Source organism: Knoellia remsis, assembly GCF_003002895.1.
GTDB classification, from domain to species: domain Bacteria; phylum Actinomycetota; class Actinomycetes; order Actinomycetales; family Dermatophilaceae; genus Knoellia; species Knoellia remsis.
This window is the reverse complement of record NZ_PVTI01000011.1, coordinates 101,863-111,180: the sequence shown is the minus strand read 5'-3', so window position 1 is coordinate 111,180 and position 9,318 is coordinate 101,863. Positions and strand designations below refer to the sequence as shown.

The following is a 9,318-nucleotide window of genomic DNA, read 5'->3' as shown; positions in this document are numbered from 1 at the left end:
ACGACGACGAGTTCCTCATCCGCGGTGTCGTGCTCGACGCTCCCACCCGGGTCGAGATGGGCCAGCCGCAGGGTCGTGTGCTGCCAGCCCTCGGGCGGGTTCGTGGCGGTCGGCGCGACAGCGACCCGGTACTCGCCATCGTGCAGCGTGCCGAACGGCCGGAACCAGCGGTCGTTGTCGGCGCCGCTGCCGGGTCGGGCGCGTCCCGAAGCGTCCGATGGGGTGAGATCGGGACGGGCCGTCGGTCCCGAAGCGTCCGATGGGGTGAGATCGGGACGGGCGGTCGGTCCCGAAGCGTCCGATGGGGTGAGATCGGGACGGGCCGGCTGTCCCGAAGCGTCCAATTGGGTGAGTTCTTCACGGGTCATGAGGCACCTCCGTGGACGAGCTCGGCGGCGATGTCGACGGCCGACGCCACGTCGCCGTCCGGCGGGTACAGCAGCGCCCGGCCGACGACGAGACCGGCCACGGACGGCAGCGACAGCGCGCCGGACCACGCGGCATACGTGTCCTGCGGGTCACCCACGGGGTCACCGCCGAGGAGCAGCGTGGGCAGCGTCGTGGCATCCATGACGCGGGGCAGGTCGTCGACGACGGGCAGCTTGAGCCAGGTGTGCGCGCTGCTCGCGCCGAGGGCTGAGGCGATGCCGACCGAGCGGATGACGGAGTCGGGGTCGAGCAGGTTGCGGACCCGGCCGTCCTCGACGACGGAGAGGAACGGCTCGACCATCGCCGTGAGCCCTCGACCGGCGAGGTCGGTCACCGCGCGCCCGGCGGACTCGAGGGTGGCAACCGTGCCGGGGTCGTCGAGGGCGATGCGGGCGAGCATCTTGCCGCCGTCGAGCCCGCGCGCCTCGATCTCCTCGGCGGTGTATGCCGTGAAGCGGTCGTCGAGCTCGAAGCTCGCCCCCTGCAGGCCGCCGCGGTTCATCGACCCGACGACGACCATGCCGTCGAGGCACCCGAGGAGGGCGAGGTCGTCGAGGACGTCCGGCGTGCCGAGCACCCCGTCGACGCCGGGCCGCGACAGGGCGGTGGTGAGCCGGTCGAGGAGCTCGCTGCGGCTGGCCATGGCGAGGGTGTCGTCGCGCACGCCATGCGCGTTGCGGGCCGGGTGGTCCGCGGCGACGAGAAGCAGTCGGCCGTCGCCGCCAGCGAGGGAGTCACGCCGGCGCCGGGCCGCCCACGCGTCGGCGATGCGGCCCGGGTCGGTGATGCGGATGCGGGTGAGGTCGCGGGTGTCCATCAGCGCGCCACTTCCGGGATGCTCGCGCCGGTCGACCGGCTCGGCGTCTCGCCGGCCACCGACGAGGCGTCGCCGCGGGCGACGGCCTCCTCGACCTCGGCCGTCGTCGGCATCGCCGTCGAGCATTCGAGCCTCCCGGCAACGATCGCCCCGGCGACGTTGGCGAGCTCGATCGTGCGGCGCAGGTCCCAGCCGGCGAGCAGCCCGTGCACGAGCGCCCCGCCGAAGGCGTCCCCGGCGCCGAGCCCGTTGACCACGTCGACGGGGAAGGGCGCGACCTCGACCCGCTCGTCGCGCGTCGCGGCGAGCACTCCCTCAGGGCCGCGCTTGACGACGGCGAGGTCGAGTCCGCGGTCCAGCAGGGCGTCGGCGGCGCGCTGCGGGTCGCTCTCACCCACGGCGACCTCGCACTCCTCGCGGTTGCCGACGGCGACGGTGACGTGGTCGAGCGCCCGCTGGACCTGGGTTCGCGCATCGTCCATCGAGTCCCAGAACATCGGCCGGTAGTCGAGGTCGAGCACGGTGTGCGGCCGCCGGTCACGTGCCGCCCACGCCGCGAAATGCGCTGCGCGAGAGGGCTCCTGCGACAGTCCGGTCACCGTCGCCCAGAAGACCCCGGCGTCGCGGATCGCCTCGAGCGGCAGGTCGCCGGGCTCGATCATGAGGTCCGGCGCGGTCGGGTAGCGGTAGAACGACAGCGGGAAGTCGTCGGGTGGGTGCACCTCGCAGAACGTCACGGGCGTCGGCGGTACCCGCCCGGGCTCCCCCTCGATCACGCCGATGTGCGCAGGGTCCACCCCCAGTCGCTCCGCCTCGGCCCGCACGTAGCTCCCGAACGCGTCCGGCCCGACCTTAGTCACGAGCGCGCCCCGGCGGCCGTGGCGGGCCGCGGCGACGGCGACGTTGGTCGCGCTGCCGCCGAGGAACTTCTCGAAGGTGCGCACGTCCTCGAGCCCGACCCCATGCTGGAGCGGGTAGATGTCGACACCGGTGCGCCCCATCGCGACCAGCTCGTATGCCGTGCCGTTCGAACCCGTTGCCGTGCCGTTCGAACCCGCGTATGCCGCTGCCTCACCCATCGCTCCCCCTCACCTCGTCCCCCTGCCCTGTCCCGATCTCACCCAATTGGACGGTTGGGGACGGTCCCGAAGCGTCCAATTGGGTGATATCGGGACGCTCGGCGAGGGTGCGCAGGAAGGTGAGCGAGGCACGCACGTCGGCGGCGGGGTCGATGCCGGTCTGCGACGGCGGCCCCGCGAGGATGGTGTCCTGCTCGAGGACGTACCACCCGGCATACCCGGCCGACTCCAGCGAGCCGACGATCGCGGCGACGTCGACGTCCCCGGCGCCGAGCGGCACGTACATGCCGTCGGCGACGGCGTCGGTGTAGGTCAGCCCGCCCGCACGCACCCGGGCAGCCGCATCCCCGCGCACGTCCTTGAGGTGGACGTGGACGATCCGCTCCGAGTGCTCCCGGGCGAGCGCCACCGGGTCGGAGCCACCGATGAGCAGGTGGCCCGTGTCGAGGCAGAGCCCGATCCGTGACTCGGCGAGCACGCGGTCGACCTCCTCGGCCGTTTCGATCATCGTCCCGACGTGCGGGTGCAGCGCCGCGACGAGCCCGCGCGCCTCGGCCGCGGCCTCGATGAGGTCGAGGTTCGCGAGGAGGGTCGACCACTCGCTGTCACCCAGCACGGGCCGGACGTCATAGCCCTCCGCACCCGTCGTCGCGGCGATGACGACCGTGCCCGCGCCCGCGACGGCCAGCGCCGTCATGGCGTCCTCGACGACCGGCAGCGGATCGACCTCGGGGTCGTGCAGCACCACCGGAACGAACTGCCCGACGGCCCGAAGCCCTTGTCGCTCAAGGGTGTCCGTGCGCTCGGTGGGTTCGGAGGGGAGGAACCCGTCGGGCCCGAACTCCGTCGCCGTGAGCCCGAGCTCCCGCATCGACGACAGGACGGTGTCGGGGGTGAGCTGGTGCCCCCAGCCGGCCACCTCAGACACGCCCCATGAGATCGGCGCCCCCGCCACGCGCTCAAGGAAGGGCGTCCGCGACGACCCGGTCACGCTGCTCATACCGCCGACCCGAGCGCAGCGTCCGCGGCAGGAGCATCCGCGACCGGCGCGTCCGCGACCTCCGCGAGCGCGACCGGCCGCCCTTCGGCGCGCGAGATTTCGCACGCTTCCGCGACCCGGAACGCCTGGAGCGCGTCCCGGACGGTGCACGGGCTCGCCACCCGCCCGGCCGCGACGTCGCAGAACGCGGTGAGCTCGGCGACATACGCAGCCCGGAAGCGCTGCATGAAGTTCGCGTGCACCGGCCCGGTCGGGAAGGTCACGCCCTCCTCAGCCGACCGCAGCGCGAGCGAGGCGTCGAGCCCGACGGCGACCGAGGCGACCGAGCCCATGACCTCCATGCGCACGTCGTGGCCGCCGCCGCTGTAGCGGGTCGCGGTCGCGGTGACGAGGGTGTCGTCGTCGAGAGTGAGGATCGCCGCGGCCGTGTCGACGTCCCCGGCCTCGCCGAAGAACGCCGCCCCCTTGTTCGCCCCCGTCGCGCTCACCGTCGCGACCTCTTGCCCGGTGACGAACCGGACGATGTCGAAGTCGTGCACCGAGCAGTCGCGGAAGATGCCGCCGCTCGTCGGGACGTAGGCAGCGTGCGGCGGCTCCTGGTCGTGGGTCAGCGCACGGATCGCGTGGACGACGCCGAGCTCGCCGGATGCCACCGCCTCGCGCGCCCGCCGGTAGCCGACGTCGAACCGTCGCTGGAAGCCGACATGGACCGGCACGCCGGCCGACTCGACGATGGTGGTCAGCTCGATGGTCTCGGGAAGCGTTGCCGCGACTGGCTTTTCGCAGAATGTCGGTATGCCGGCCGCAACCGTGCGTCGCAGCAGCTCAGCGCGCGCCGTGGTCGCCGTGGTGATGACGAAGCCGTCGAGATCGTCTCGCGCAAGCAGCGCGTCGAGGTCCCCCTCGACGGCAAGGCCTTGGTCCGCGGCGACGCGCCGCGCCAGCCCGGCATCGAGGTCCGCGACGACGACCTCGTCGACGGCGTCGAGCCCGGCGAGGGTGCTCGCATGGAAGGCGCCGATGCGGCCCACGCCGGCCAGTCCGATCCTCATGCCGAGAACTGTTCCCGCGCCGACCCCACCGTGTCAACCTTTGTCAGGACATATGGTCATATACCGGTCGGTTCGCTACTGTCCGGAGGCATGGCCACGCCCCAGCTCGTCGACGTGAGCATCGACCGCACGTCGCCGGTGCCGCTCTACCACCAGCTCGCCGAGCAGCTGTGTGCCGCGGTCACCGACGGGCGGCTCCAGCCCGGAGACCCGTTCGAGAACGAGGTGGCCTTGGCGCAGCGGCTCGGCCTCTCGCGCCCGACGGTCCGACGCGCGATCCAGGAGCTCGTCGACAAGGGCCTGCTCGTGCGCCGTCGCGGACTCGGGACCACTGTGGCCAACCGCAAGGTCCATCGTCGGGTCGCCCTGTCCAGCCTGCACGACGACCTCGACCGCGAGGGCCGCACACCGCGTACCGAGGTCCTCTCCCATGGCCACGAGGTGAACGCCGAGGCCGCGAGCGCCCTCGACCTCCCGCCCGACACCGAGCTGCTCGCGATCACCCGGCTTCGGTACGCGGGCGACGCACCCCTGGCAGTGATGCGGAACTGGCTGCCACCGGCATACGGGGACATCTCGCGTGACGAGCTCGAGGCGACGGGTCTGTATGCCGCGCTGCGCGCCCGCGGGGTGCACGCGGTCGTGGCGCACCAGTCGATCGCGGCGCGGATGCCGACGCCGGCGGAGCGGCGGCATCTGAGGATCCGCGGGAGCCAGCCGGTGCTGACGATGACGCGGATGGCGTTCGACTCGGCCGGGGCGGCGGTGGAGTACGGCGACCACTCCTACCGCGCGGAGGACTACACCATCGACCTCATGGTCGACGAGCGCTGAACGTTGAGTAGCGCGCGACGCCCGCCCGATACCCACGGCGACGAGGACGAACTCGGCGCCGGCTATGCAGCAGTGTGGAGCGAGTGGGCTTCATCGGAAGACGCTGAACTCTGGAGCGCGACAGTCGGTGACGGACTGCCACTGCAACCTGCACCGGAGAGGATCCCCCAAGAAAGCTGTGAAAGAACTCCAAAAGTTTTGGAGTAGCCAGCCGACCTGGACACCGCGCTCGCTCTGCCTATACCGGAGCGAGGCGTTGGCGGGGACGTCGTTGAGACAACGGGTCTCAGCCGTCCGACCGTGACCAAGACGCTCAACGCCCTTCGTGATGCCGACCTTGTCGACTGGTCGGGCAAGTCGGCGCACGATCCTCGCGCTACGTGGCCGATGGCTCAGGGCCGGCAGTAGTTCAGTCGATGACGTGCCGCAGGTAGCGTTCCGGCGCCTCGAGGAAGCGCCGGTAGTGGTCGACGACCTCGAGGTCGCGCCACTCCACCGGGGCGATCCCCGACTCGGACAGCTCGAGCACGGTCGCCCCGGGCAGCGCCGCGAGGATCGGCGAGTGCGTCGCGAGCAGCACCTGGGTCCGTGGCCGCGCCATCATCTGCGCCAGCTCGGCGACGAGGTGCAGCTGCGCCGGGAACGACAGTCCCGCTTCCGGCTCGTCCCACACGAACAGCCCGTCCCCGGCGAAGCGCCCCGTCGACAGCAGGGTCACGAACGACTCACCGTGCGAGCGCACGTGGAACTCGGGATCGCGGGAACCAGGCGACTCCCGCCGGGTCGTGTCGAGGTACATCAGCAGCCCGTGCATCGTCTCGGCGCGCACGAAGTACCCCCACTTCGACGAGCCCGCACCACGGACGAGCCGCAGGTCGTCCCACAGTCCCGACTCCGTGTCGTGAGTGCGGTGCCGGGCACCGGTCGAGCCACCCTCGGCATTCAGCCCGTAGGCCATGGCGATGGCCTCGACGAGGGTCGACTTGCCCGTGCCGTTGTCGCCGACGAGCACCGTCGCGGTTCCGAGGTCGAGCCCGTCCCGCATCACCTGCGCGACCGCGGGAATGGTGAGCGGCCACGCATCCGGCCGCAGGGCGGCATACGGGCTCCGCTCGACGCGGCGCACCGGCAGCTGCCGCAGCCAGTCCGCGTCCACGTCACCCATGCGATGACCGTATGCCGTGCGCGCGCCAACCCGGAGCATCCACCGTTCCAGCGCACCCGCCGTTCCAGCCCGCCCACCGGCGGGACACCCACCGGCGGGACGCCCACGGGGCGTGGGGCGAACTCCCAGCGAGTCCTCGTACCCTTGACGGCGTGAGCGACACCCCCACCGGCACCACCACGGTCGCGTCCGAGACGGACGCGACCGACGCTTCCGACCTCGCCGAGCTGTCGGAGCAGCAGCGCATTCGCCGCGAGAAGCGTGACCGCCTGCTCGCCGTCGGCACCGCGGCGTACCCCGTCGAGGTCGCGCGCACGCACTCCCTCGAGCAGGTCCGCGAGCAGTGGGGCCACCTCGAGACCGGCGAGGAGACCCAGGACGTCGTCTCCGTCGCCGGCCGGGTCGTCTTCGTCCGCAACACCGGCAAGCTCGCCTTCGCCACCCTCCAGGAGGGCATCGGCACCCGCCTCCAGGTCATGCTCAGCCTCGCCGAGGTGGGCGAGGACGCCCTCGCCGCATGGAAGTCCGACGTCGACCTCGGCGACCACGTCTCCGTGACCGGCCGGGTCATCAGCAGCCGCCGCGGCGAGCTCTCCGTCATGGCGACGAGCTGGACCATGGCGTCCAAGGCCCTGCGCCCCATGCCGACCCTGCACAAGGAGCTCTCCGAGGAGTCGCGGGTCCGCCAGCGCTACGCCGACCTCATCGTGCGCCAGGACGCGCGCGACATGGTCCGCACCAAGGCCGCGACCCTCTCGGCCGTGCGCCGCGTCCTCGACGAGCAGGGCTACCTCGAGGTCGAGACGCCGATCATCCAGCTCATCCACGGCGGCGCCGCGGCCCGGCCGTTCCGCACCCACATGAACGCCTTCGACCAGCCCATGACGCTGCGGATCGCGCTCGAGCTCAACCTCAAGAAGGCCGTCGTCGGCGGTGTCGACCGCGTCTACGAGCTCGGCCGGATCTTCCGCAACGAGGGCGTCGACGCGACGCACTCCCCCGAGTTTACGATGCTCGAGGCCTACCAGGCATGGGGTGACCAGACCACGATCGCGGCCCTGCTGCGCGACCTCTACCTCGGCGTCGCCGACGCGCTCGGGTCGCGGCAGATCGAGACCCCGCGCGGCACCGTCGACCTCGACGGCGAGTGGCGCTGGCTGCCGGTCTACGACGCCGTGAGCGAGGCCGTCGGCGAGACCGTCACCGTCGACACCGACCTCGAGACGATGCGCGCCCACGCCGCGAAGCACGACGTCGCGATCGACGACTCCTGGGACAAGGACAAGGTCTTCCTCGAGCTCCTCGGCGAGCTCGTCGAGCCGACCCTGCTCCAGCCGACGTTCCTCTGTGACTACCCGGCGATCGCGCAGCCCCTCGCCCGGCCGCACCGCAGCGAGCCCGGTCTCATCGAGGCGTGGGACCTCATCATCGACGGCGTCGAGCGCGGCACCGGCTTCTCCGAGCTCATCGACCCGGTCATCCAGCGTGACGTCCTCACCGAGCAGTCGCGCCGCGCCGCCGGCGGCGACCCCGAGGCGATGCAGCTCGACGAGGACTTCCTGCGCGCCCTCGAGTACGGCGCCCCGCCCATGGGCGGTCTCGGGCTCGGGCTCGACCGCATGGTCATGCTCTTCACCGGCGCCAGCATTCGCGAGACCATCCTCTTCCCCCACCTCAAGCCGGAGGCCTGACCATGTGGGACACCATCTGGCCGTATCTGGCGGCGGTTCTGCCGACCGTCACCGTTGCCGTCATTTTCTATTACCTGATGAAAGGCATCCTCGAAGGCGACCGCCGCGAGCGGATCGCGCACAGCCAGTGGGAGGCTCAGCAGCGTAAATCCCACGATGACGAAAAGGGCTGATACGGTCATTTCCTGCAGGGATATCCAACCCGAAGGGAAATCACATGGCACAACGCGTTCAGGTCCTGCTTGTCGACGACATCGACGGCAATGACGCCGACGAGACGGTGACCTTCTCCCTGGACGGCGTCTCCTACGAGATCGACCTCAACACCGCCAACGCGGCCAAGCTGCGCGACGCCTTCGCCCCGTGGGTGGGCCATGCCCGCCGCTCGGGTGGTCGCAAGAGCACCGGTGGCAGCCGCTCGGGCGGCGGTTCGTCCCGTCGCCGCGACGTCACCCACATTCGCGAGTGGGCCCGCAAGAACGGGCACGAGGTCAGCGAGCGCGGCCGCATTTCCGCGAGTGTGCAGGAGGCCTACGACAAGGCGCACCGCTGAGTCGAGCCACAGATGTCGAGGCGGCGGCTCCCGACCCGGGGGTCGCCGCCTCACTCATGTCCGCACACCACGGATATCTCACCTTTGTCGGCGGCACGACCCTCGGCCGCACTCTCGACGAGGCCTTCGCCTACTCGGCACAATGGCAGCGCGAGCTCACCGAGGAGAACTCGCGCCTGTATGCCGTCCGCACGCCTGACCAGGTCGCCACGGCTTTCGTGCTCCAGCACCTGCTGACCATTCCCGCGCAGCTCGCGGCATTCGGCGCCTCCTCCGGTCCGTGGCGGGTCGACCTCGGCGAGCCCGGGATGTCCCGCATCGGTGTCGAGCTGGCACCCGGCCTCTACCCCGCGCGGCTCGGCTTCGACCGGCTCATCCCCGACGACCGCCCGCTGGAGGCGCGACTGCGCGACGCGCGGACGGCATACGAGCGGGTTGCCCACCCCATCGCGACGGACTACCCCGCGGCGGTGAAGACCTCGAGCCGGCAGCGGTTCGGGATGGTCCAGGACATGTGGGAGCAGGCGGTGCGTGAGTCGCGCGCCGCGGCGGGGCTGACCCCCGGCCTCACCCCGCAGCGCCGGTCGTGCTGCTTCATCTATGCGCTGCCCGGGCTGCACGAGTGCGCCGGGTGCCCGCGGGTGTCGGTCGCCACCGGCAGCTGACCCGCTCGCGTCCCGCCATCGAACGCTCGGGTG

10 protein-coding genes and 1 pseudogene are annotated in these 9,318 nt (G+C 71.5%); 5 read left to right on the top strand and 6 right to left on the bottom strand.

Annotated features, from left to right (window positions below; all coding sequences use genetic code 11):
- The 5 genes and pseudogenes from BCF74_RS08450 to BCF74_RS08430 form a co-directional block, all read right to left on the bottom strand.
- A pseudogene (locus BCF74_RS08450) lies at positions 1–368 on the bottom strand (hypothetical protein); the annotation flags it as partial.
- Positions 365–1,246: a class I fructose-bisphosphate aldolase gene (locus tag BCF74_RS08445; RefSeq protein ID WP_106297514.1), complete on the bottom strand. Its 882-nt coding sequence runs from the start codon at positions 1,244–1,246 to the stop codon at positions 365–367. The pseudogene BCF74_RS08450 and the gene BCF74_RS08445, both read right to left, overlap by 4 nt.
- A complete protein-coding gene (gene iolC / locus BCF74_RS08440; protein WP_245889276.1) occupies positions 1,246–2,247 on the bottom strand; it encodes a 5-dehydro-2-deoxygluconokinase in 1,002 nt (333 codons plus the stop codon). Before iolC ends, BCF74_RS08445 begins: the two co-directional genes overlap by 1 nt.
- Positions 2,248–2,317: 70 nt before the next feature.
- The gene (locus BCF74_RS08435) at positions 2,318–3,325 is read right to left on the bottom strand and encodes a TIM barrel protein (RefSeq protein ID WP_106297512.1); all 1,008 of its coding nucleotides are present in this window, start codon (positions 3,323–3,325) and stop codon (positions 2,318–2,320) included.
- On the bottom strand, positions 3,322–4,377 hold the full coding sequence (locus BCF74_RS08430) for a Gfo/Idh/MocA family protein (protein WP_106297511.1): 1,056 nt from the start codon (positions 4,375–4,377) through the stop codon (positions 3,322–3,324). Before BCF74_RS08430 ends, BCF74_RS08435 begins: the two co-directional genes overlap by 4 nt.
- 90 nt (positions 4,378–4,467) lie before the next feature.
- Here BCF74_RS08430 and BCF74_RS08425 point away from each other — a divergent pair, with 90 nt between their 5' ends.
- Entirely contained in the window at positions 4,468–5,211 is a 744-nt protein-coding gene (locus BCF74_RS08425; protein WP_106297510.1) for a GntR family transcriptional regulator, read from the top strand.
- A 409-nt stretch (positions 5,212–5,620) separates the two neighbouring features.
- Here BCF74_RS08425 and BCF74_RS08420 read toward each other — a convergent pair whose 3' ends face one another.
- Positions 5,621–6,376, bottom strand: a complete 756-nt coding sequence (locus BCF74_RS08420; protein ID WP_106297509.1) for an AAA family ATPase — start codon at positions 6,374–6,376, stop codon at positions 5,621–5,623.
- Positions 6,377–6,528: 152 nt separating this feature from the next.
- Here BCF74_RS08420 and lysS point away from each other — a divergent pair, with 152 nt between their 5' ends.
- Genes lysS through BCF74_RS08400 form a run of 4 tightly spaced genes read left to right on the top strand, consistent with a single transcriptional unit; the run spans position 6,529 to position 9,285 of the window.
- Positions 6,529–8,067, top strand: a complete 1,539-nt coding sequence (lysS, locus tag BCF74_RS08415; protein ID WP_106297508.1) for a lysine--tRNA ligase — start codon at positions 6,529–6,531, stop codon at positions 8,065–8,067.
- 2 nt (positions 8,068–8,069) lie between these two features.
- The gene (locus tag BCF74_RS08410) at positions 8,070–8,240 is read left to right on the top strand and encodes a lysyl-tRNA synthetase (RefSeq protein ID WP_170070179.1); all 171 of its coding nucleotides are present in this window, start codon (positions 8,070–8,072) and stop codon (positions 8,238–8,240) included.
- 44 nt (positions 8,241–8,284) lie between these two features.
- The gene (locus BCF74_RS08405; RefSeq protein WP_106297506.1) at positions 8,285–8,620 is read left to right on the top strand and encodes a histone-like nucleoid-structuring protein Lsr2; all 336 of its coding nucleotides are present in this window, start codon (positions 8,285–8,287) and stop codon (positions 8,618–8,620) included.
- Between the two features lie 56 nt (positions 8,621–8,676).
- Positions 8,677–9,285: a (2Fe-2S)-binding protein gene (locus BCF74_RS08400; protein ID WP_106297505.1), complete on the top strand. Its 609-nt coding sequence runs from the start codon at positions 8,677–8,679 to the stop codon at positions 9,283–9,285.
- The last annotated feature ends 33 nt before the right edge of the window (positions 9,286–9,318 follow it).

Bases quoted from the DNA above. Each gene is read 5' to 3' on its own strand.
- BCF74_RS08445 (WP_106297514.1), bottom strand. From the start codon at position 1,246: ATGGACACCCGCGACCTCACCCGCATCCGCATCACCGACCCGGGCCGC.
- iolC (WP_245889276.1), bottom strand. From the start codon at position 2,247: ATGGGGCGCACCGGTGTCGACATCTACCCGCTCCAGCATGGGGTCGGG.
- BCF74_RS08435 (WP_106297512.1), bottom strand. From the start codon at position 3,325: ATGAGCAGCGTGACCGGGTCGTCGCGGACGCCCTTCCTTGAGCGCGTG.
- BCF74_RS08430 (WP_106297511.1), bottom strand. From the start codon at position 4,377: ATGAGGATCGGACTGGCCGGCGTGGGCCGCATCGGCGCCTTCCATGCG.
- BCF74_RS08425 (WP_106297510.1), top strand. From the start codon at position 4,468: ATGGCCACGCCCCAGCTCGTCGACGTGAGCATCGACCGCACGTCGCCG.
- BCF74_RS08420 (WP_106297509.1), bottom strand. From the start codon at position 6,376: ATGGGTGACGTGGACGCGGACTGGCTGCGGCAGCTGCCGGTGCGCCGC.
- BCF74_RS08410 (WP_170070179.1), top strand. From the start codon at position 8,070: ATGTGGGACACCATCTGGCCGTATCTGGCGGCGGTTCTGCCGACCGTC.
- BCF74_RS08405 (WP_106297506.1), top strand. From the start codon at position 8,285: ATGGCACAACGCGTTCAGGTCCTGCTTGTCGACGACATCGACGGCAAT.
- BCF74_RS08400 (WP_106297505.1), top strand. From the start codon at position 8,677: ATGTCCGCACACCACGGATATCTCACCTTTGTCGGCGGCACGACCCTC.